15 protein-coding genes are annotated in these 23,079 nt (G+C 73.7%); 10 read left to right on the top strand and 5 right to left on the bottom strand.

The window, feature by feature from the left end:
• Positions 1-91 precede the first annotated feature (91 nt).
• Both AQJ66_RS20740 and AQJ66_RS20735 read right to left on the bottom strand, forming a co-directional pair.
• Complete coding sequence (locus AQJ66_RS20740; protein WP_061924279.1) at positions 92-1,633, bottom strand: alpha/beta hydrolase; 1,542 nt, start codon at positions 1,631-1,633, stop codon at positions 92-94.
• 87 nt (positions 1,634-1,720) lie between these two features.
• Positions 1,721-4,555 carry a lysylphosphatidylglycerol synthase transmembrane domain-containing protein gene (locus tag AQJ66_RS20735; RefSeq protein WP_061924276.1) on the bottom strand — a complete coding sequence of 945 codons (2,835 nt, stop codon included), beginning with the start codon at positions 4,553-4,555 and terminating at the stop codon, positions 1,721-1,723.
• A gap of 188 nt (positions 4,556-4,743) precedes the next feature.
• On the opposite strand from AQJ66_RS20735, the gene AQJ66_RS20730 reads away from it, so the two are divergent.
• From AQJ66_RS20730 to nudC, 5 genes are all read left to right on the top strand, one after another.
• Complete coding sequence (locus AQJ66_RS20730; RefSeq protein WP_061924272.1) at positions 4,744-5,127, top strand: MGMT family protein; 384 nt, start codon at positions 4,744-4,746, stop codon at positions 5,125-5,127.
• A gap of 299 nt (positions 5,128-5,426) precedes the next feature.
• Positions 5,427-9,152 carry a UvrD-helicase domain-containing protein gene (locus AQJ66_RS20725; RefSeq protein ID WP_107118989.1) on the top strand — a complete coding sequence of 1,242 codons (3,726 nt, stop codon included), beginning with the start codon at positions 5,427-5,429 and terminating at the stop codon, positions 9,150-9,152.
• A gap of 93 nt (positions 9,153-9,245) precedes the next feature.
• Entirely contained in the window at positions 9,246-12,755 is a 3,510-nt protein-coding gene (locus AQJ66_RS20720; protein WP_061924265.1) for an ATP-dependent DNA helicase, read from the top strand.
• A gap of 47 nt (positions 12,756-12,802) precedes the next feature.
• Positions 12,803-14,206 carry a dipeptidase gene (locus tag AQJ66_RS20715; protein ID WP_061924262.1) on the top strand — a complete coding sequence of 468 codons (1,404 nt, stop codon included), beginning with the start codon at positions 12,803-12,805 and terminating at the stop codon, positions 14,204-14,206.
• A gap of 152 nt (positions 14,207-14,358) precedes the next feature.
• A complete protein-coding gene (nudC, locus tag AQJ66_RS20710; RefSeq protein ID WP_061924259.1) occupies positions 14,359-15,303 on the top strand; it encodes an NAD(+) diphosphatase in 945 nt (314 codons plus the stop codon).
• A 78-nt stretch (positions 15,304-15,381) separates the two neighbouring features.
• Here nudC and AQJ66_RS20705 read toward each other — a convergent pair whose 3' ends face one another.
• Entirely contained in the window at positions 15,382-15,624 is a 243-nt protein-coding gene (locus AQJ66_RS20705) for a mycoredoxin (RefSeq protein WP_061924256.1), read from the bottom strand.
• A 189-nt stretch (positions 15,625-15,813) separates the two neighbouring features.
• Between AQJ66_RS20705 and AQJ66_RS20700 the strand changes: the two genes are divergently transcribed.
• From AQJ66_RS20700 to AQJ66_RS20690, 4 genes are all read left to right on the top strand, one after another.
• A complete protein-coding gene (locus AQJ66_RS20700; protein ID WP_208611408.1) occupies positions 15,814-18,012 on the top strand; it encodes an ATP-dependent DNA helicase UvrD2 in 2,199 nt (732 codons plus the stop codon).
• Between the two features lie 164 nt (positions 18,013-18,176).
• Complete coding sequence (locus AQJ66_RS37405) at positions 18,177-18,497, top strand: hypothetical protein (RefSeq protein ID WP_079060308.1); 321 nt, start codon at positions 18,177-18,179, stop codon at positions 18,495-18,497.
• Positions 18,498-18,669: 172 nt separating this feature from the next.
• Positions 18,670-19,038 (top strand): WhiB family transcriptional regulator, encoded by a 369-nt coding sequence (locus AQJ66_RS20695; protein WP_061924250.1) that lies wholly within the window; start codon positions 18,670-18,672, stop codon positions 19,036-19,038.
• Positions 19,035-19,358, top strand: coding sequence for a hypothetical protein (locus AQJ66_RS20690; protein WP_061924247.1), 324 nt, complete (start codon positions 19,035-19,037; stop codon positions 19,356-19,358). The genes AQJ66_RS20695 and AQJ66_RS20690 overlap by 4 nt, the downstream gene beginning before the upstream one ends.
• Positions 19,359-19,494: 136 nt before the next feature.
• Here the strand turns inward: AQJ66_RS20690 and AQJ66_RS20685 are convergent, their stop codons facing one another.
• Positions 19,495-20,895, bottom strand: coding sequence for an ABC1 kinase family protein (locus AQJ66_RS20685; RefSeq protein WP_061924244.1), 1,401 nt, complete (start codon positions 20,893-20,895; stop codon positions 19,495-19,497).
• Positions 20,888-22,102 carry a TOMM precursor leader peptide-binding protein gene (locus tag AQJ66_RS20680; RefSeq protein WP_061924241.1) on the bottom strand — a complete coding sequence of 405 codons (1,215 nt, stop codon included), beginning with the start codon at positions 22,100-22,102 and terminating at the stop codon, positions 20,888-20,890. Before AQJ66_RS20680 ends, AQJ66_RS20685 begins: the two co-directional genes overlap by 8 nt.
• 308 nt (positions 22,103-22,410) lie before the next feature.
• Between AQJ66_RS20680 and AQJ66_RS20675 the strand changes: the two genes are divergently transcribed.
• Positions 22,411-23,007, top strand: coding sequence for a M48 metallopeptidase family protein (locus tag AQJ66_RS20675; RefSeq protein WP_061924238.1), 597 nt, complete (start codon positions 22,411-22,413; stop codon positions 23,005-23,007).
• Positions 23,008-23,079: the final 72 nt, after the last annotated feature.

The following is a 23,079-nucleotide window of genomic DNA, read 5'->3' as shown; positions in this document are numbered from 1 at the left end:
GGTGTTCACGTCATGGTAGGCGGAGCGGGGGCCGCCCGTTCCGGCCTGTGGATAACCCTCTGACCTGCGGTTCCATAGGCGTTCGGGGGCTTTACGAGCAGACCGTGCCGGTCTTCGGCACCTTCCCGTCCAGCAGGTAGCTGTTCACCGCTCCCTGCACGCACTTGTTCTTGCTGTCGTACGCCCCGTGCCCCTGGCCCTTGTACGTCAGCTCGACGGCGACGCCCTTGCCGAGCGCGTCCACCATCTTCCTCGCGCCCTCGTACGGCGTCGCCGGGTCCCCGGTGTTGCCCACGACCAGGATGGGTGCCGCACCCGGTGCGCTGACGTCGGGGTGGTCGGCTGCGCCCGGCACGGCCCAGCCGGTGCAGCTGACCATGCCCCAGGCCAGGTAGTCCCCGAACAGCGGGGAGGCGGCGCGGAACTCGGGCAGTCTCTGCTCGACGTCGGCCGTGGTGTACCGGGGTTTCTCGTCGGCGCAGTTGATGGCCACGTTCGCCGCGGTGATGTTGCTGTACTCGCCGTTCTCGCTGCGGCCGTTCATGGAGTCGGACAGCAGCATGAGGATCCTGCCGTCGCCGTCGTACGCCTGCTGGAGGCCCTCGGTGAGGTACTCCCAGAAGTCCTTGGAGTACAGGGACTGGGCGATGCCGTTGGTCGCCGCGGTCTGGGTCAGCTGCCGCGGGAGGATGCCGGGGATCGGCTTCTTCTCCAGGTCGTCCAGCAGGGTGGCGATGCGGTTCTTGACGTCCTGCGGGGTGTCGCCGATCGGGCAGTCGGTCGTCTTCGACGTGCAGTCCCGGGCGAAGTTGTCGAGGGCGAGCTGGAAGCCGCGGGCCTGCCCGAGCGCGCTCTGCTCCGGGTCCTGCGTGGGGTCGACGACCCCGTCGAACACGGCACGGCCGACGTTCTTCGGGAACAGGTGGGCGTAGACCCCGCCGAGTTCGGTGCCGTAGGAGATGCCGAAGTAGTGCAGCTTGTCGTCGCCGAGGACCTGGCGCATGAGGTCCATGTCGCGGGCCGCGTCGGTGGTGCGGACATGCGGCAGGACCGTCTCCGAGTGCTTGTCGCAGGCCGCGTTGAACTGCTTGGTGCGGTCGATCAGCTGGGTGCGCTCGGTGCTGTCGTCGGGGGTGGCGTCCTGCTGGAAGTACGCGTCCAGCTGGGCGTCGCTCTCGCACGTCACCGGCTTGCTGCGGCCGACACCGCGCGGGTCGAAGCTCACCAGGTCGTACCGGGTGCGCAGGGCGGCGTAGTCCTCGCCGAAGGCGGGCAGCGTGGTGACGCCGCTGCCGCCGGGGCCGCCGAAGTTGAACACGAGGGAGCCGATCCGCCGGCTGGGGTCCCCGCTGGCCTTGGCGCGGATCAGGGCGATGCCGATCGTGTCGCCCTTCGGCCTGCTCCAGTCCAGGGGCGCCTGCATGGTGGCGCACTGCCACGTGCCGCCGCCCGGCAGCGGGGACGGTGGGCTGCCGCCGCCCTCCGCCTGGGAGGGGGTCGGGCAGTCCTCCCAGTCCAGCTTCTGCGTCCGCAGGTCCCCGTGGCCGCCGCCGCCGCATCCGGCCAGCAGGACGGCCAGCAGCGCCCAGCTGGTGGTCAGTGCGGCGGCACGCAGCCGGGAGGGGTTCGCCATGCTCCCATCGTGCGCGCGCGCACGCCGGGGCGCGCGGGGCACGGGCCGTTGGGGGTACGTCCCGCCGCCGCCGGAGCGGCGGGACGGTTACAGGGCGTCCTTGCGGGTGAGCTGGTTGAAGACGAGCCAGCCCGGCAGGACCGGCAGCCACAGCGTCAGCAGCCGGTACAGCAGGACGGCCGGGGCGGCGACCTCCTTCGGCAGGCCGACGGCGATCAGACCGAGGGTGAGGCTGGCCTCGACCGCGCCGACACCGCCCGGCGTGGGCGCGGCGGAGCCGAGCGCGTTGCCGGCGAGGAAGACGACCGCGACGCTCGCGATGCTCAGCGAGGTCGAGCCGTCGCCGAACGCCCGGATGGAGGCGTCCAGGCACATCACGAAGCAGGCGGTCAGCAGCAGCATGCCGCCGATGCCGGTGACGAGTTTCTGCGGCCGCTGCAGCACGTCGAGCATGCGCGGCACGACACCGGCGAACAGGGACCTCACACGCGTGACGACGAACTTCCTCAGGAACGGCACCGAGGTCACCACCAGCACCAGCACCGCCACGGTCAGCAGGCCGGCGATCACCGTCCGGGACGGCGACAGGGACGGCGTCTTCTCGGTCCCGGTCAGGTAGCCGAAGGACAGCAGCATCAGGATGTGGCAGCCGAGCCCGAACAACTGAGACGCGCCGACGCTCGCCACCGCGAGCCCCGGGCGCACGCCCTGGCGCTGCAGGAAGCGCGTGTTCAGGGCGACACCGCCGACGGCCGCCGGTGCCACGATCTTCACGAAGGAGCCGGCCACCTGCGCCCCCACGGTCCTCAGGAAGGGCACCCGCTCCGGTACGAAGCCGAGCAGCGCCATAGCGGCGGCCACGTAGCTGAGGGCGGAGAACAGCACGGCGGCGATCACCCAGCCCCACTGGGCCTGCGCGAACAGCGTGCCGAACTGGATGTGGGTGAGCTGCGTCAGCAGGTAGTACGCGCCGATCGCCCCGGCGATGAAGCTGATCAGCGTGCGCGGCCGCACCCGCTCCAGACGGGCCGGTTCCACGGGGGCCTGGGGCCTGATCCGCAGCACCTGGTGCCGGATCTGGGTGAGCAGGTCCTCCTCACGGGCCTCTTCGAGGGCTTCGTCGATGGCCCTCTTCTCCGCCCGCTGCTCGGCGCGGACCGTCTTCTTGTCGGGCTTGCCGGGTACGGGTCCGGCTGTCCCGGCGGCTTCCTCCAGCCGGTCCTGCTTGGCCTGCCGCGAGCCCTCCAGCACCGCCTCGCGTTCGCGCTCGGCCCGCTCCCGGCCCAGCCGGCGCAGCGTCGCGCGCGTGGAGCGCGTCAGCGCGATGGGCTGCAGCATGGGCAGGCAGTCCGCGACCGCGTCCGGTCCCAGCACCCCGACCGCCGAGGCCACCGCCCGCTCGGCGCCGACCCGGAGACCGAGCGTCGTGACCAGCTGGGCGACATCCATCCGCAGCAGCAGGTCCCCGGCCGCGATCTCGCCGCCGCGCAGCTCGGTCAGGATCACCCTGCCGGAACGATCCACCCGGATCGCGTCGCCGGCCAGCCTGCGGTGGGCGATGCGCCGGGACTGAAGGGCCCGCACCTGCTCCCAGGTGTTGCGCAGCAGCTCGTCGGTGATCTCCTCGTCGTCCAGCGAGTCCAGCGAGCGCCCGCCGGTGTGCTCGTAGACGAGCATCACCGCGTCCGGGCCGAGTTCGGAGGTGGCGATCAGCTTGGGCGCGTTGGCGCCCGCCGCGATCGCCGCGTACGCCAGCAGCGCCTCCTGCTCCAGAGCCTGGCGCAGCGACTGCAGGCTGGAGCGGGTGGCGAAGCCGCGCAGGGTCAGGTTCCGCCAGGCGCGGTAGAAGAAGCCCTGGGCCTGCTGCTCCCGGTCGACGACCGTGACGTCCAGCGGCGGGCCGTCCTCCAGTGTGACGAAGTAGCGCCGGCCGCGGTCGCCGTTCTCCGTCTCCACGGCCTCCTCACGGGCCGCGCCGACGGGGTGGAAGCCGACGCGCCGCAGACCGGCCAGCAGGGTCCGGCCGGTGGGGCGGACGTTGGGCGAGCCGACGGCGTACAGGGTGCCGTAGGCGATGGTCCAGCCGATCAGGATGGTCAGCAGGATCGAGAACGGGGTCGTGTAGCCGGTGACCAGCATCGAGAAGGCGTCGAGCATCAGCACGATCCACAGGACCGCGCGCCAGCGGGGTCTGCGGGACATGCCGACGGCCGTCATGTACGCGATGACCGGCGCGAGGTAGCCGTGCACCGGGTCGGTCAGGGCGTGGACGTCGCCCGGTGAGGGCTGGGTGAGCGCCTCCTGGATGGAGCCGGGGGCTCCGCGGGCGACCCACAGGTCGGTGGCGAGGGTCACTCCGTGGGCGAGGACGGCCGCGAGGACGCCGTCGGCGATCCGCAGGCCGTCCCGTTTGATCAGCCGTTCGATCGCGAAGGCGACCGGCACGAGCAGGATCGCGATGCTGGAGGCCAGCCCCGCGATCTTGATCAGCAGGTCGGGGGCCTGCCCGGTGCCCTTGTTGATGTCCTGTTCGAGACCCGACGTGGTGCCGTGCGCGAACGCGGCGACGGCGAGCACCACGACGATGGCGAACACACCGACGAGCAGCCGCATGAGGTCGGAGGGGCGGTGCACGCGCGCGGGGAGCAGCGGTTCGTCACCCTCGACCTCGTCCGGGTGCGGCTCGCCCTCCTCGGCGTCCGTGCGCTCGCCGGCTCGCGGGTCACCGGGCGCGCCCAATGCGGTGTCGTGTTCGTCACCACGCGCGCGTGAGGACTCCTCGGCCGCGGCGTCGTCCATGGCGCCCACTTCGCCGTCGACGCCCTGGGCGGGGCCGTCGGGGCCGGAGCGAGGGGCGCCTGGACGTGCGGCGGCGTCAGGGGTGCCCGCCGCGCTCTCGGGGTGCACACCCTGCTGCTTCATGGTCTCTTCTTGGTCTCGTATCAACGGTCACCGCCCGCACGATGGTGGCATGCCCCGCCGACACTCGCGGGCATCAGGGTGCGGATGCGCGGGCGGACAGTCTGCCCGAAGCGCCGCCCGCAAGCGAGGGGGCGCCGTCCCCCGCCGTCCGCGCCGCGTTGTCGGTGGGGTGCGGCAGGATGGGGCGAATGAGCGAGCAGAGCCCTGCCCGGGAGGCCCACGAGGGGGACCCGGGCGCGCTGCCCGAGTACGCCGAGCGGGTCCTCGAGGTCGCCGAGCGGATCCCGCCCGGGCGCGTCATGACCTACGGCGACGTCGCCGAGTGGCTGGAGGAAGGGGGACCGCGCCAGGTGGGCCGGGTCATGTCCCTGTACGGAGGCGCCGTCCCCTGGTGGCGGGTGGTGCGCGCCGACGGGGCGCTGCTGCCCGGGCACGAGCTGCGCGCGCTCGGTCACTACCGGGCGGAGGGCACGCCGCTTAAAGAGGCGAGCAGGAGCAGCGAGGGGCATCTGCCGCGGCTCGACATGCGGCGGGCGCGCTGGGACGGCGCGAACGCGGGGGGTCACACCTGACAGCTTCCGCCATCGGACGCCGCCCGCGTCAAGCCGTGCTCCGTACGGGGGACGGCGGGGACGTCCGCGGCATGACGTACGTTCTTGAGTAGAGGTACCCGCGTGACACCCGGGCCGGGGGAGACCGGAGAGCCTGGAGAGCCCAGAGCGCCGGGAGAGCCACACGGGAAAGAGCGGAAGCTCTGCTTTCGTACGATGCGGCGGCGTAGCGTCGGCTGCACGTGTCCTCATCCCGCGGCCACCGCCTCGCACGTGTGACCGCCCGCCCACCAGCACAACCACCAGGACCGGCGAACCACGTGAGCTCCTCTTCCTCCACCAGGCGCCTGCCGCACCCCCCGGTGCGGCAGGGGAGCCGCGGCGCTTACCGACTGGTCCGTACCCCGCCGGCCGACATGGATCCCCCTCGTCTGGACGCCGCACAGCGCGCCGTGGTTGACCACCGGGCGGGACCCCTGCTCGTCCTGGCGGGTCCGGGCACCGGCAAGACGACGACCCTGGTGGAGTCCGTGGCCGCGCGGATCGCCCGCGGCGGTGACCCGGAACGCATCCTGGTGCTGACGTTCAGCCGCAAGGCCGCCGTCGAGCTGCGCGACCGCATGGCCCTGCGCATCGGCGCGGCCCGCGCGCCCCGGGCGACCACCTTCCACTCGTACTGCTACGCCTTGGTCCGCGCCCACCAGGACAGCAGTCTGTTCGCCGACCCGCTGCGCCTGCTCTCCGGCCCCGAGCAGGACGTCGCCGTCCGCGAACTGCTCGCCGGGCAGCCCGAGCTGCAGCGACTCGGCCTGCACCACGTGCGCTGGCCCGACGAACTGCGCGCCTGCCTGACGACACGGGGCTTCGCCGACGAGGTCCGCGCCGTCCTCGCCCGCAGCCGCGAGCTGGGCCTCGGCCCGGACGCGCTGGACGCCTTCGCCCGCCGCATCGGCCGCCCGGACTGGAAGGCGGCCGCCGCCTTCCTCGCCGAGTACCTCGACGTCCTCGACCTCCAGGGCGTCATCGACTACGCCGAACTGGTCCACCGCGCGGTGCTGCTCGCCCGCCGCCCCGAGGTCGCGGCCCGGCTCGCCGCCCGGTACGACGCCGTGTACGTCGACGAGTACCAGGACACCGACCCCGCCCAGGTGAGGCTCCTGCACGCCCTGGCCGGCGGCGGGCACACCCTGCTGGCTTTCGGCGACCCCGACCAGTCGATCTACACCTTCCGTGGTGCCGACGTGAACGGCATCCTGGACTTCCCGTCGGCCTTCCCGCGCGCGGACGGCCGTCCCGCCCCGGTCGCGGTGCTGCGCACCTCCCGCCGCTCCGGCGCCGCCCTGCTGGCCGCGACCCGCCTGATCACCCAGCGGATGCCGCTGCCCAGGCTGCCCGGCGAGAAGGTCCGCGCCCACCGGGAGCCGCAGGCCGTGCGGGACGGCGGCCGCGTGGAGGTCTACACGTACCCGACGCCCGGCACGGAGCTGGACAACATCGCCGACATCCTGCGCCGCGCGCACCTGGAGGACGGCGTCCCCTGGAGCGACATGGCCGTCCTGGTGCGCGCCGGCTCCCGCACCATCCCCACCGTGCGCCGCGCCCTCACCGCGGCGGGCGTCCCGCTGGACATCGACGGCGACGACCTGCCCCTGCGCCACGAGCCCGCGGTCGCCCCGCTGCTGACGGCGCTCAAAGCGGTGGCCACGGCCGAAGCGGGCCACGTCCCGAACCGGGTCCCCGCCGAGGCGGGGGCCTCCGGCGCGGGCTCCCAGCCGACCGGGGCGGGGGCTTCTGCCACGGACGCCCGCCCCACCGGGGCGGGGGTCTCCGCCATGGATGCCCGCCCCGCCGAGGCGGGGGCCTCCGGCGCGGACTCGCAGCCGCACGAGGCGGGGGTCTCCGGCGCGGACTCGCAGCCGACCGGGGCGGGGGTCTCCGCCATGGACGCCTGGTCCAGCGAGGCGGAGGCATCCGGCGCGGAATCCCAGCCGATTGAGGTGGGGACCTACGGCCCGGAGGCACGCTCCGCCGAGGCGGGGGTCTCCGGCGCGGACTCGCAGCCGACCGGGGCGGCGGCCTCCGCCAGGGACGCCCGCCCCACCGAGGCGGAGGCCTCCAGCGCCGACGCCCAGCCCCCCGAGGCGGACGGCAGCGCCGCTCCGCACGTCACTGCCTGGCTCGACGCCGAGACCGCGCTGACCCTGCTCACCTCCCCCCTCGCCGGCATGGACGCCGCCGACCTGCGCCGCCTCGGGCGCGCCCTGAGGGAGGAGGAGCGGGCCGCCGGGAACCCGGTGCCGCCGCCCTCCGACGAACTGCTCGCGCGGGCGCTCGCCGAGCCCGAGCGCCTGGTCGTCCACGACCCGGCCTACGCGCGCGGGGCGCAGCGCCTCGGCGCGCTGCTGCGCAAGGCCCGCGAGCGCCTCGCCGGCGGCGGTACGGCCGAGGAGGCCCTGTGGGACCTGTGGGAGGGCACGCCGTGGCCCTCCCGCCTGGAGCGGTCCGCCCGGCGCGGGGGCGCCGCCGGCCGCAACGCCGACCGCGACCTGGACGCGGTGTGCGCGCTGTTCGCGACCGCCGCGCGCGCGGAGGAGCGCACCGGGGGCAGGGGCGCCCTGAACTTCCTGGAGGAGATCGAGGCGGAGGACATCGCGGCCGACACCCTTACCCGCCGCGCCGTCCGCCCCGACGCCGTCCGCCTGATGACCGCCCACCGCGCCAAGGGCCTGGAGTGGCGGCTGGTCGTCGTCGCCGGCGTCCAGGAGGGCCTGTGGCCCGATCTGCGCCGCCGCGGCTCCCTCCTGGAGGCCGACCGCATCGGCCGCGACGGACTCGCCGAACCGCTGACCCCCGGCGCGCTGCTCGCCGAGGAACGCCGTCTGTTCTACGTGGCCGCCACGCGCGCGCGGGAACGTCTCGTCGTCACCGCGGTGAAGGCACCGGCCGACGACGGCGACCAGCCCTCCCGCTTCCTGACCGAACTCGGCGTCGAACCCCAGGACGTCACCGGCCGCCCGCGCCGCCCGCTGTCCGTGGCCGCGCTGGTCGCCGAGCTGCGCGCCACCACCGTCGACCCGCGCGCGTCCGCCGTCCTGCGCGAGGCCGCCGCGCGCCGCCTCGCCAGGCTCGCCGCGCTCGCCGACGAGGACGGCCGCCCGCTGGTGCCGTCCGCGCACCCCTACCGCTGGTGGGGCATGTTCGAGCCGACCGAGAGCAAGGTGCCGCTGCGCCACCGCGACCAGCCGGTCGTCCTGTCCGGAAGCGCCCTCGACCAGCTCGCCAACACCTGTTCCCTGCAGTGGTTCCTGGGCCGCGAGGTGAAGGCCGACGCACCCGCGACCACCGCCCAGGGCTTCGGCAACGTCGTCCACGTCCTCGCCGACGAGGTCGCCTCCGGCCGCACCCCCGCCGACCTCGACGTGCTGATGGAACGCCTGGAGTCGGTGTGGAACGCGCTCGCCTTCGACGCGCCCTGGAAGTCGGCGCAGGAGAAGGACAACGCGCGTGTGGCGCTCGAACGCTTCCTGAACTGGCACGTCCTGGACCGCACCGACCGCACCGCGGTGGCCAGCGAGCAGGACTTCGACGTCACCCTGGAGGCGGGCGACTACCAAGTCCGCGTCCGGGGGCAGATGGACCGCGTCGAGGCGGACGCCGAGGGCCGCGCCTACGTCGTGGACTTCAAGACCGGCAAGCAGGCCCCCAGCGCCGCCGAGGTGGCCCGCCACCCCCAGCTCGCCGTCTACCAGCTCGCCGTCCGCGAGGGCGCCGTCGACACCGCGTTCGACGGTGTGCGGCCCGAGCCCGGCGGCGCCGAGCTGGTGCACCTCAGGCAGGGCGCGGCCAAACGGGACGGCGGCGAGACGCTGCCGAAGGTGCAGGCCCAGGAGTCACTGGCGGGGGAGTGGGTCGGCGAGCTGCTGGCCACGGCCGCCGGCAAGGTCCTCGACGAGCGGTTCACACCGACCACCGGCCAGCACTGCACGCACTGCGCGTTCCGCGCGTCCTGCAGCGCCCGGCCCGAGGGCCGGCACGTGGTCGAGTGACGCACGGCACCCACGGCGCTGACCTGCGCTTTCCCGGTGCCGGGCGGCTGACCCGCACAGGACTGTCAGTGGCCGCCGCTAGCCTCTGACGACATGCCCGCCCGTATCACCGACCCCGAGCAGCTCAAAGAGCTCCTCGGCATCCCCTTCACCCCGGAGCAGACGGCCTGCATCACCGCGCCGCCCGCCCCGCAGGTGATCGTGGCCGGAGCCGGGTCGGGCAAGACCACGGTGATGGCGGCCCGCGTGGTCTGGCTGGTGGGCACCGGCCAGGTCGCCCCCGAACAGGTGCTCGGCCTGACCTTCACCAACAAGGCGGCGGGCGAGCTCGCCGAGAGGGTCCGCAAGGCGCTCGTCAGGGCCGGCGTCACCGATCCCGACGTGATCGACCCGGACAACCCGCCCGGCGAACCGGTCATCTCCACCTACCACGCCTTCGCCGGCCGCCTGCTGACCGACCACGGCCTGCGGCTCGGGCTCGAACCCACCTCCCGGCTGCTGGCCGACGCGACCCGGTTCCAGCTCGCCGCGCGCGTGCTGCGCGAGGCCCCGGGCCCCTACCCGGCGCTGACCCGCTCCTTCGCCGACCTCGTCAGCGACCTGCTCGCCCTCGACTCCGAGCTCGCCGAGCACCTCGTCGCCCCCGAGGAACTGCGCACCTGGGACGCCGCCCTGCTGCGCAGCCTGGAGGGCGCCAAGCTCACCAACGCCGACCTGCGCAAGGTCCCCGAGACCGCCGCCGCCCGCCGGGAACTCGCCGACCTCGTCGTGCGCTACCGGGCCGCCAAGCGCGAACGCGACCTGCTCGACTTCGGCGACCAGATCGCCCTGTCCGCCCGTCTCGCCGGCATCCCCGAGGTGGGCCGCCTGCTGCGCGACGAGTTCCGGGTCGTCCTCCTGGACGAGTACCAGGACACCTCCGTGGCCCAGCGCGTCCTGCTGTCCGGTCTGTTCGGCGGCGGCACCGGCCACCCGGTCACCGCCGTCGGCGACCCCTGCCAGGCCATCTACGGCTGGCGCGGCGCCTCCGTCGCCAACCTCGACGACTTCCCCGAGCACTTCCGCCATGCCGACGGCCGCCCCGCCACCCGCCAGGCGCTCAGCGAGAACCGCCGCAGCGGCGGCCGCCTCCTCGACCTCGCCAACGGCCTCGCCGAGCCGCTGCGCGCCATGCACGCGGGCGTGGAGGCCCTTCGCCCCGCCCCCGGCGCCGAACGCGACGGCACGGTGCGCTGCGCCCTGCTGCGCACCCACGCCGAGGAGATCGACTGGCTCGCCGACTCCCTCGCCCACCTCGTGCGCACCGGCACGGCACCCGGTGAGATCGCGGTGCTGTGCCGCACGGCGACCGACTTCGCCGAGATCCAGGCCGCCCTCGTCGCCCGGGACCTCCCCGTCGAGGTGGTCGGCCTCTCCGGGCTGCTGCACCTGCCCGAGATCGCCGACCTCGTCGCCGTCTGCGAAGTGCTCCAGGACCCCGGCGCCAACGCCTCCCTGGTGCGCCTGCTGACCGGCCCCCGCTGGCGCATCGGCCCCCGCGACCTCGCCCTCCTGGGCCGGCGCGCCCGCCTGCTGGTCGCCCACGCGCGCGCGGACGGCGGCGACGACCCCGACCGCAGGCTCGCCGAGGCCGTCGAAGGGGTCGACCCCTCCGAGATCACCTCGCTCGCGGACGCCCTCGACACGTTCCTGGACTCCCCCCTGAACGAGGGCGAGGGGGACGACGACGGCCTGCCGTTCTCGCCGGACGCGCGCGTGCGCTTCGCCCGCCTCGCCGCCGAGCTGCGCGACCTGCGCCGCTCCCTGTCCGACCCGCTGATGGACGTCCTGCACCGGGTCCTCGCCGTCACCGGCCTGGAGGTCGAGCTGTCGGCGTCCCCGCACGCGCTGGCCGCCCGCCGCCGCGAGACCCTGTCCAACTTCCTGGACGTCGCCGCCTCCTTCGCCGCGAGTGACGGCGCCGCCACCCTGCTGGCCTTCCTCGGCTTCCTGCGCACCGCGGCCCAGTACGAGAAGGGCCTCGACAACGCCCTGCCCGGCGGGGAGAACACCGTCAAGGTGCTCACCGCGCACAAGTCCAAGGGCCTGGAGTGGGACGTCGTCGCCGTCCCCGGACTGGTCCGGGGCACCTTCCCCAGCGCCCAGGGCCGCGAGAAGTGGACCGCACAGGCCAGGGTGCTGCCGCACGCCCTGCGCGGCGACACCGCCACCCTGCCCGACGTCGACTCCTGGGACTCCCGCGGCCTGAAGGCCTTCCACGAGGCCATGAAGGACCACCAGCACACCGAGGAACTCCGGCTCGGCTACGTCACCTTCACCCGCCCCCGCTCCCTGCTCCTCGGCTCCGGCCACTGGTGGGGCCCCAGCCAGAAGAAGCCGCGCGGTCCCTCCGACTTCCTCCAGGCCCTCCACGACCACTGCGCCGCCGGACACGGGGAGATCGAGGCCTGGGCCGACGAGCCCGCCGAGGACGAGGAGAACCCCGCCCTGCACACGGCCGCCGCCGACCAGGTGTGGCCGCTGCCGCTGGACGACGCGGCCCTCGCCCGCCGCCGCGCCGCCGCCGAGACCGTCCTGACCCACCTGGACACCCTGGCCGCCGGGCAGGACGGCCACCCGCCCGCCGGCCACGACCCCGCCGCCTTCGACGACCCGGACTGGCCCGCGCCACCGGACGACGAGGAGTTCCCCTACGACGCGGGGCTCGCTCACGGCGAGGAGTCACCGTACGACGACGAAGCCGCCCCGCCGGACGAGCCCGGCGACTGGGACTCCTGGACCGCCGAGCGCCCCACCGTCCCCCGCCAGGCCGCCGCCCCGGCCGGCCGGAGCCACCGAGGCGAACGCCCCGCCGCGCCCGCGCACTCGGCGTCCCTCACCCCGGAGGAAGCCCGCACCCTCGCCTCCTGGGACCGCGACCTCGACGCACTCGCCGGCGAGCTGCTGCGCGCCCGGCAGGCTGTCACCGACGTCCCCCTGCCCGCCACGCTGACCGCGTCGCAACTGCTGCGTCTCGCCGAGGACCCCGACGGGCTCGCGCAGGAACTCGCCCGCCCCATGCCGCGCCCCCCGCAACCCGCCGCACGCCGGGGCACCCGGTTCCACGCCTGGGTGGAGGCCCGCTTCGAGGAACTGACGCTTCCCATGCTGGAGCCCGACGAACTGCCCGGCGGCGACGCCGAGATCGCCGACGAACGCGACCTCGAAGCACTCAAGGAGGCCTTCGAACGCACCGAGTACGCCCGGCGCACTCCGTACCGGATCGAGGCACCCTTCCAGCTCACCCTCGCCGGCCGGGCCGTACGCGGCCGCATCGACGCCGTCTACCGCCACGGCGAGGGTGACGACGCGACCTACGAGATCGTCGACTGGAAGACCGGCCGCGCCCACACCGCCGACCCGCTGCAGCTCGCCGTGTACCGGCTGGCCTGGGCCGAGCAGCAGGGTGTACCGCCCGAGTCGGTCACGGCCGCCTTCCTGTACGTGCGCACCGGCGAGGTCGTACGCCCCGGGAACCTGCCGGACCGGGCGGCACTGGAGCGGCTGCTCACCGGCGACCCGCCGGACACGGAGGACGCGGCACGCGAGGGAAGCCAAGTGTGACGAACCGCCCGCCGAGGAAGCCGGTGCGGGCCGATAGGCTCGTGAGCATGAGCCAGACCCCGGACAGCGCCGTCCGTACGTACATCGAGCAGCACCGTGCCGCCTTCCTCGACGACCTCGCCGCGTGGCTGCGCATCCCGTCCGTCTCGGCGCAGCCCGAGCACGCGCCCGACGTGCGGCGCAGCGCCGACTGGCTCGCCGCGAAACTCGAGGAGACCGGCTTCCCGACGGCCGAGGTCTGGCCCACCCCCGGTGCCCCGGCGGTCTTCGCCGAGTGGCCCTCGGACGACCCCGGGGCGCCCACCGTCCTCGTCTACGGCCACCACGACGTGCAGCCCGCCGCCCGCGAGGACGGCTGGGACAGCGAACCCTTCGAGCCCGTCGTCCGGGACGACCGCCTCTACGCGCGCGGGGCCGCCGACGACAAGGGTCAGGTGTTCTTCCACACACTCGGCGTCCGCGCCCACCTCGCCGCCACCGGCCGCACCAGCCCGGCCGTCCACCTCAAGCTGCTGATCGAGGGCGAGGAGGAGTCCGGCTCCCCGCACTTCAGGGCCCTCGTCGAGGAGCGCGCCGACCGGCTCACCGCCGACGCCGTGATCGTCTCCGACACCGGCATGTGGTCGGCGGACACGCCGACCGTGTGCACCGGCATGCGCGGCCTCGCCGAGTGCGAGATCCGGCTGCACGGCCCCGACCAGGACATCCACTCGGGTTCCTTCGGCGGTGCCGTGCCCAACCCGGCCACCGCCACCGCCCGCCTGGTGGCCGCCCTGCACGACGAACACGCGCGCGTGGCGATCCCCGGCTTCTACGACGGCGTCGTGGAGCTGACCGACCGCGAGCGCGAGCTCTTCGCCGAGCTGCCCTTCGACGAGGAGCAGTGGCTGCGCACCGCCAGGTCCCACGCCACCCACGGCGAGGCGGGGCACACCACGCTCGAGCGCATCTGGGCCCGCCCGACCGCCGAGGTCAACGGCATCGGCGGCGGCTACCAGGGCGCGGGCAGCAAGACGGTCATCCCGTCCTCCGCGATGGTGAAGCTGTCCTTCCGGCTGGTCGCCGGCCAGGACCCCGACCACATCGAGAAGGCCGTCCGCGCCTGGGCCGCCGAGCAGGTGCCCGCCGGGATCCGGCAGGAGATCACCTTCAGCTCGGCCACGCGCCCGTGCCTGACCCCACTCGACCACCCCGCGCTGCAGTCCGTGGTCCGCGCCATGGGCCGCGCCTTCGGCAGCCCGGTCCGCTTCACCCGCGAGGGCGGCTCCGGGCCCGCCGCCGACCTGCAGGAGGTGCTCGGCGCCCCCGTCCTCTTCCTGGGCATCTCCGTCCCCTCCGACGGCTGGCACGCCCCGAACGAGAAGGTCGAGCTCGATCTCCTCCTCAAAGGCGTCGAGACCAGCGCCCACCTGTGGGCCGACCTCGCCGAGCACTGGCGCCCCGCACCCTGACCGGCCGGCGCCGAACGGCACGGCAGCGCGCGCGGGCACACTGGAAGCACCGCCCGCACGCCCACCCCCGCCCCGTCGGTGCCCTCACGCCCCACGTCCCGCCGAACCGCCCGCCGAACCGAACCGTTCCACTGGGGGAGTTGGAAGCACCCGTGACCACCTGGACCGACCACACAGCCGACCGACCCATCTCGCTGACCGCTCCGAGCGGCATCGACCGCGCCGCCCACCACCGGCTCGACGAGGCCTGGCTCGCGGCGGCATGGAGCCACCCCACGACCCGCTGCTTCGTGGTCTCCGGCGGCCAGGTGCTGATCGACGAGACGCCCGACGGCAGCACCGAACTCGTCATGACCCCCTCCTTCGAGGCGCCGCTCACCGAGGCGCACCGCTACTTCCTGGGCATCGACGAGGAGGGAGTCAGCTACTTCGCCCTCCAGAAGGACTCCCTGCCCGGACGCATCGACCAGTCCGCGCGCCCGGCGGGCCTGCGCGAGGCCGGACTGCTCCTGTCGGCCCGGGACGCGGGCCTCATGGTGCACGCGGTCGGCCTGGAGAACTGGCAGCGCACCCACCGCTTCTGCTCCCGATGCGGCGAGCGCACCGTCATCGCCGCCGCCGGCCACATCCGCCGCTGCCCGGCCTGCGGCGCCGAGCACTACCCGCGCACCGACCCGGCCGTGATCATGGCCGTCACCGACGAGGAGGACCGGATCCTGCTCGGCCGCCAGGTCCACTGGCCCGAGGGTCGTTTCTCCACCCTCGCGGGCTTCGTCGAGCCCGGCGAGGCCATCGAGCAGGCCGTGCGCCGCGAGGTGTTCGAGGAGGCCGGTGTCACCGTCGGCCCGGTCGAGTACGTGGCCAGCCAGCCCTGGCCGTTCCCGTCCAGCCTCATGCTCGGCTTCATGGCCCGCGCCACCTCCACCGAGATCAACGTCGACGGTGACGAGATCCACGAAGCGCGCTGGTTCTCCCGCGAGGACCTGCACGCGGCGTTCGAATCCGGCGAGGTCCTGCCGCCGTACGGCATCTCCATCGCCGCCCGGCTGATCGAGAAGTGGTACGGCAAGCCGCTGCCGACCCGCAGCTCGTTCTGACGCGGCAGGGCGGCCCCTGACGTGTCAGGGGCCGCCCTGCCGTGGTCGGCTGTGGTCAGCGCGGAAACCCGCGGAGCGTCACGCGGCGAGCTTCTGCTTCACCTGGGCCAGCGACGGGTTCGTCAGCGTGGAGCCGTCGGCGAACCGCACGGTGGGGACCGTCTGGTTTCCGCCGTTCGCCTTCTCCACGAAGGCGGCGGACTCAGGGTCCTGCTCGATGTTGATCTCGGTGTAGGCGATGCCCTCGCGGTCCAGCTGGCTCTTCAGCCGCCGGCAGTAGCCGCACCAGGTCGTGCTGTACATCGTCACCGTGCCCTGCATGTCTCTCGCGCTCCTCAGGAAACTCGGGGAAGGTCGTCCGGACGAGAGAACGCGGGGCCCCGGGCCGGCATTCCCACTCCGCGCGGGGCGGGCGGGGCGGCCGTGACGTCCGCCGCATCGGTGCGATTATCGGTGCTCGCCTGTGGACAACCGGCACAGCGGTCTCCGGCCACCTGGCAGCATGGCCATGTGACAGCAGCAACGCATTCCACCCTCTTCCCGCAGGTACCGGACTCGGCCGACGCGGTGCTCGAAGGGCTCGACCCCGAGCAGCGCGAGGTCGCCACCGCCCTGCACGGTCCGGTGTGCGTCCTGGCCGGAGCGGGCACGGGCAAGACCCGGGCGATCACCCACCGCATCGCGTACGGGGTGCGTGCGGGCATACTCCAGCCGTCCAGCGTGCTCGCCGTCACCTTCACCAACCGTGCCGCCGGGGAGATGCGCGGCCGCCTCCGCCAGCTCGGCGCCCACGGCGTCCAGGCCCGGACCTTCCACTCCGCGGCGCTCCGGCAGCTCCAGTACTTCTGGCCGAAAGCGATCGGCGGCTCCGTGCCCCGGCTCGTCGACCGCAAGATCCAGCTCGTCGCCGACGCGGCAGCCGCCTGCCGCCTGCGCCTCGACCGGGGCGAGCTGCGGGACGTCACCGCCGAGATCGAGTGGTCCAAGGTCACCCAGACCGTCCCGGCCGACTACCCGTACGCGGCTGCTAAGGCCGGCCGCGAGGCCCCGCGCGACCCGGCCGAGATCGCCCACGTCTACGCCGCCTACGAGGACCTCAAGCGCGACCGCGCGGTCATCGACTTCGAGGACGTCCTGCTGCTGACCGTCGCGATCCTCCAGGACCGGCACGATGTCGCCGAACAGATCCGCGCCCAGTACCAGCACTTCGTCGTGGACGAGTACCAGGACGTCAGCCCCCTGCAGCAGCGGCTGCTGGAGCTGTGGCTCGGCGACCGCGACAGCCTGTGCGTCGTCGGAGACGCCAGCCAGACGATCTACTCGTTCACGGGAGCAACGCCCGACCACCTCCTCGACTTCCGGGGCCGCCACCCCGGGGCCACCGTCGTCAAGCTGGTGCGCGACTACCGCTCCACCCCCCAGGTGGTCCATCTCGCCAACGGCCTGCTCGCCCAGGCCCGTGGCCGCGCCGCCGACCACCGGCTGGAACTGGTCTCCCAGCGTCCCCCGGGCCCCGAGCCCGTCTACAGCGAGTACACCGACGAGCCCGCCGAGGCCGAAGGCGCCGCCCGCCGCATCCGCGAGCTGATCGACGCCGGAGTCCCGGCGGCCGAGATCGCCGTGCTGTTCCGTACGAACGCCCAGTCGGAGACCTACGAACAGGCCCTCGCCGACGCCGGGGTCCCCTACCAGCTGCGCGGCGCCGAACGCTTCTTCGACCGGCCGGAGGTCCGCAAGGCGGGCATCGCCCTGCGCGGCGCGGCCCGCTTCGGCGGCAACGACTCCCTCCTGGACGACGCCGTGGACCTGCCCTCGCAGGTGCGTGCCGTGCTCTCCGGCGAGGGCTGGACCGACCGGCCCCCGGCCGGCTCGGGCGCCGTCAGAGAGCGCTGGGAGTCACTGGCCGCCCTGGCCAACCTCGCCCACGACTTCGCCGCCGCCCGCCCGGGAGCCACGCTCGCCGACTTCGTGGCCGAACTCGACGAGCGCGCGGGCGCCCAGCACGCCCCGACCGTCCAGGGCGTCACCCTCGCCTCCCTGCACGCGGCCAAGGGCCTGGAGTGGGACGTCGTCTTCCTCGTCGGCATCGCCGAGGGCATGGTGCCGATCACCTACGCGAAGACGGACGAGCAGATCGAGGAGGAGCGCCGCCTGCTGTACGTCGGCGTCACCCGCGCGCGCGAGCGGCTGCACCTTTCCTGGGCGTTGTCGCGCGCACCCGGCGGCCGACCCAGCCGCAGGCCCAGCCGCTTCCTCGACGGTCTGCGCCCCGGTTCCGCCGCCGTCGCGGGCCGTACCGGCGCGGGTGCCGCCGGAGGCATCGAACGCGGCAGCACCGCCGGGGCCCGACCGGCCGTCCCCCGGCGTGCCCAGCGCTCCCCGGCCCGCTGCCGTGTCTGCGGCCGCACGCTCACCGACGCCGGCGAGATGAAGCTGATGCGCTGCGAGGACTGCCCGTCCGACATGGACGAGGGCCTCTACGAGCGGCTGCGGGAGTGGCGGGCGGTCCAGGCCGCGCGCAGCGGCCAGCCGGACTTCTGCGTCTTCACCGACCGCACCCTGATGGCCATCGCCGAGGCGCAGCCCGCGAGCCCGGCCGAACTGTCCCGCATCCCCGGCGTCCTGAACCGCAAGCTGCAGCGCTACGGCGCCGATGTTCTGGCCATCTGTGCGGGCCTGGAGGCCGGGGAAGACGGGGGTCGGGACTGATGCCAACTCGTCGAAAAAATAGTTTGCGCATGCCCCGGCAATCCCCATAGGTTCTAGGCACGGAAGCGGCGGCCTTCTCCAAGGCCCTGACTCCGTGTTGTACTTGCATATCCGAAGGGGCCGGTTCACACCGGTCCATGAGACGCCGAGAGGAGGCGAGTCCAGTGATCAGCATCAACAGCAGCAGCATCAGCGCGGCCAAACTGACCGATCGCTCGACCGTCTCCACGTGCATGCTCGGCGCCTCGATCCAGGGCACCGGTCTGTCCGGCATCCGTGCCGTCCGTCCGGCGTCCTCCCCTGCTCTCGCGGTCCTTCCCGTCCGTGAGCGCAATGAGCGACCGACCAAGGCACTGGAAGCGGTAGCGGCACAGGCACATGCCTATGCCTTTGCGGCGGCCGGTGCCGGATTCCGGAAGCAGACGACGCAGCACCACCTGATGTGGGCCTTCCGTGGGCCAGAACCCTGGAGTGATCCAGCCTGACAGCCGTTCAGGCCGGCGCCTTCAGGGCCGCGGAACCCCACCCGGGATCCGCGGCCCTTCTGTTTTCCCCGAACGGGGAGGACGGAGCGAAGGGGCTTCGGGACAAAAAAGAACCCGGTACCAGCCGACACCCGGTCAACCGGCCGGAACGACCAGACGAGGAAGACCAATCGTGCAACTCGAAGCGCACGCCCCGTCCGTACCGCCTTCACGCTCGATCCCCCCGCCCGGCCTCACGGAGGACCCCACCTTGATCCCCCTCACCGCGCTCACCGCGCTCGACGACGCCATCGAGAACCTCGGCGTACCCGTCCCCTGCCGCTCCTACGACCCGGAGGTCTTCTTCGCCGAGTCGCCGGCCGACGTCGAGTACGCCAAGTCCCTCTGCCGCACCTGCCCGCTGATCGAGGCCTGCCTCGCCGGCGCCAAGGAGCGGCGTGAGCCCTGGGGCGTCTGGGGTGGCGAGCTGTTCGTCCAGGGCGTCGTCGTCGCCCGGAAGCGGCCGCGTGGCCGCCCGCGGAAGAACCCGGTCACGGCATGAACACCCTCGGAACGATCGACCGTCCCCTCACGCACGACCCCAAGAAGCAGGCCCCGATGAAGCCGTCCACCAGCGAGCCCGCCGGCTCCGCGATCCCAGACTTCACCACGACCGGCGCGACCGAGTCGCGTCAGAACAGGACCCGAGAGATGCAACTCATGCAAGAAGCACTGGCTCGTGCGCATATGCACGAGCGCATGCACGAGGCGGAGCGGGAACGCCGGGCCGTGCGCCTGGCGACCGCCCGCCGGATGCAGCGCCGGGCCGAGCGCGCCTCGATGCGCGCCCGCCGCGCGCTGGCCATGGCCGTCATGCAGTAGCTCACCCGAACAGCCCACCCGAAGCGGTGGCCTCCCGGACCCGGGAGGCGAAGCCTTCCCGCGGGGGCCGGTCCGACTCGAACGGACCGGCCCCCGCGGCGCGTCGTGCCCGGGCGGTGGGCCGGTCCCGGACGGCTCACGCCTCCGCTGCCGGGTCCTCCCCCAAGAGGTCCTCTTCCGACAGGTCCTCCTCCAGCACGTCCTCCTCGATGACGAAGCCGGGGAGCCACTCCTGGAGTTCGTCGCGCAGCCGTACCGTGGCGCCCAGCTGGCACAGGACACCGATCGTGCTCAGGGTGACCCGGTGTATCAGCAGGTAGGCCGGCGGCAGGTTGAGCTGCTTGCCCAGCTGGTACGCGGGGGAGCGGGGGTCGGCGATGCGCGCGGCCTGGCTCCGTATCCAGGAGCGGGTGAAGGTGAACGCGTCGGCCCGGGCCGGCTCGATGATCGGCAGGAGGTAGTCGAGGACCGCGTCGGGGTCCAGCTCGATGGACTCCTTGACGAACCCTTCCGCGCACAGCAGCTCGTAGACCGTCTCGGCGTCACCGTCCAGGGTCATCCGCAGGGAGACACCGATCGGTGTCGGCAGGCCACCGGGGAGCCGGTCGACCGTGCCGAAGTCCAGGACTCCCAGGCGCCAGTCGCCCTCGCCGTCCGGGCCGCCGGGCAGCAGGCGGAAATTGCCCGGATGGGGGTCCGCGTGCAGCAGGCCGGTGCGGGCCGGTCCCGAGAAGAGGAAGCGGGCCAGGAGCTGGCCGGCGCGGTCGCGCTGGTCCGGGGTGCCGTCCGCGATGACCTCCGACAGCGGGACCCCGTCGATCCACTCCGTGACCAGGACCTGCTCGCACTGGTGCACCACCGCCGGAACCACCACGTCCGGGTCGTCCGCGAACACGTCCGCGTGCGCCTGCTGGGCCTGGGCCTCGAGCGCGTAGTCCAGCTCCTCGGAGACGCGGTCCCGCATCTCGGCGATCAGCGGCTTGATGTCCATCCCCGGGATGAGCGGACCCAGCAGGCGGGCGAAACGGCTCAATTGGGTCAGGTCGGACAGCAGGGCCTCGCCGGCTCCCGGGTACTGCACCTTGACCGCGACCTCACGGCCGTCGTGCCACACCGCCCGGTGGACCTGCCCGATGGAGGCCGCGGCCGCCGGCTTGTCCTCGAACTCCAGGAACAACTCGCGCCAGTCCACCCCGAGCCGCTCGTCGAGCACCGCGTGCACCGTACGGGTCGGCATCGGCGGCGCCGCGTCCTGGAGCTTGGTCAGCGCCGCGCGATAGGGCCCGGCCACCTCCTCGGGCAGCGCGGACTCGAAGACGGACAGTGCCTGCCCGAACTTCATCGCCCCGCCCTTCAGTTCCCCGAGGACCTTGAAGAGCTGCTCGGCCGTGCGCTGCTGCAGCTCTCTGCCGACGATCTCCGCGGACTCGCCCACGATGCGCTTGCCCAGCCCCCAGGTCGCCCGGCCGGCGAAGCCGAGCGGGAGCGCGGCGAGCTTGGCGGTACGGGTGACCGCCTTCCGGGGAAGATCAGACATGCGCCCTCCAGGTCCCAGTCGGCCGCGCCGCCCCTGCCTTGCGTCGTCGCTCCGGCGACGGCCGTTGCACCGCCATTGTCGCGCGTCGCTCGCCGTTGCTTGAGGAGTGCTCCCCCTTACCTCTCTCCGCCGAACGGCAGCCACATGCGGGATGCGGCCACACCGGCCGGGAATGCCAGGTCAGGCCGGGCAGGGCCGCCTCCCATCGGACTCCCGCACTGGACGGCGCCTCCCCGTCGAGGAAGGCCAGGGCGTGGGCGGCGGCCAGTCCCGCGACGGCCGTGGCGAGAGCGAGATCACACGCTGCCACGCGGCGGGCCCGGCCGGAGCGCCACTGGGCGACCAGGCGGGGCCATGCCGGGTCCCGGTCCGCGCGGTCCCGGTGCAGGCAGCCGGCGCAGCCCGTCTCCCCGGGCAGCACCAGCGGGCCGACGACACCCGTTCCCTCCACCACCCCCGCGTACAGGTGAGGGGTCCCGGAGGCAATGAGCGGCTCGGCGCCGAAGGGGTCCGGCGCGTGCACGGCGACGTCGTCCCGGGGGGTGAGGACCACCAGGGAGAGCCCGGGCTCCTCGGTCCCGCAGCGGGCGGAGCGGGTGCGGCGCGGCCGGCTGTCCGGGGCCGCGCGGCGGACGGCCGCCCGGGCCGCCTCGTCCCGGCGCTCGCGGACCGACTCGGCGGGCAGTCCGCCCGGGGCCACGTCCCACGGCTCCACCCGCCCCCCGTCCCGCACGTCGACCTCGCCGACGCCCGCCCCGGACAGCACCGAGGCCAGCACGGCTCCCACCCGCCCCGCGCCGCGCACCTGCACCCGCAGCGAGCGGCGGGCCGCGAGCCGGCCGAGCGCGCCGCCCGGCTCGGGAGTGGTCAGGGACAGCGAGGCCAGATCGGCGCGGAGCCGCTCCAGGGCCTGGGTCCGCTCCCGCAGCGCGTCGGCGGCCGGCCCGCCGCCGCGGGTGTCGTCCAGCAGGCCGGCGCGGGCCAGCCGCTCCAGCAGTGCGTCGACACGGCCCTCCGGCAGGTTCATCCGGCGCCCCTCCTCACGCAGCAGAGGCAGCCCCCGGGAGCCGTTGAGCAGTTCCAGGAAGCTGCCCGTCGCCCGGTCCACCGGCCCGAGGGTCATGGCGTGCGCCGGGGTCATCCCGAACTGCACCGTGTCGAGGTCGCGCCAGCCGCGCCGCAGCGCGGGCTTCACCGTCGGATGCATGACAGGCCCCCGTATCCGCCGAAAGTGCCCGAAGGGTGTGATCATGCGGCGGAACCGGTCACGTTCCGCCGACGCCTGCCAGCATGCCCGGCCCGGCCGGCGTGTGCCGAAAGTTGTCCACAGGCTGGGGGTGTTGTTCGTACTAACCTTCCGGCTGATCGTCCGGCCGGTCGACGCCCGATCCTCCAGCCGATTCCTCCGGGCCAGTCGGGCATATCGGTCGTACTAATCAAGCGCATGGTGGGGCACCGGCATCCGAGCGTCCCGCAGCCGGGACTTCGGCCCTGCCCAGCGGGTAACGTCGGGGCGTGCCCGCCGAACCCCTGCACCGCGCCGCAAAGCCACAGCGCAGCACGACGAGCCAGCCGCCGAGCGGCTCGGGGGCGAGCGCGATCGAGGTCCGCAGGAGTACCCGGCGCCGCCGGACGGTCTCCGCGTACCGCGAGGGCGATCGCACCGTCGTGCTGATCCCCGCCCGGATGTCCGCGGCGGAGGAGCAGCGCTGGGTGACCGTCATGCTCGACAAACTCGCCGCCCAGGAAAGCAAACGGGTGCTGGGTGACGCCCAGCTGACCGAGCGCGCCGAGCGGCTGTCCGCCCAGTACTTCGGCGGGCGGGCGCGCCCCCTCTCCGTGCGCTGGGTCACCAACCAGAACACCCGCTGGGGTTCGTGCACCCCGGCCGAGGGCAGCATCCGCCTGTCGCACCGGCTGCAGGGGATGCCGGAGTACGTCGTCGACTACGTGCTCTGCCACGAGCTGGCCCATCTCCTGGTGCCCGGGCACGGGCCGGACTTCTGGCGGCTGCTGGAGTCCTATCCGCGCACCGAGCGGGCCCGCGGCTATCTCGAAGGGGTCGTGGCCGCCGAGCGGCTGCCCCACGGGCCGGATGCGCGCGGGGACTGAGGGCTCCGTGCGAGCAGCGGTGCGCGGTTGTGTACCGGGTCTGTACCGACTGGGACCGGCTGCGTGCGTTGT

It is taken from the genome of Streptomyces bungoensis, from assembly GCF_001514215.1.
Classification (GTDB): Bacteria; Actinomycetota; Actinomycetes; order Streptomycetales; family Streptomycetaceae; genus Streptomyces; species Streptomyces bungoensis.
The sequence above is the reverse complement of the archived record's forward strand: the minus strand, read 5'-3'. Positions and strand labels throughout refer to the sequence as shown.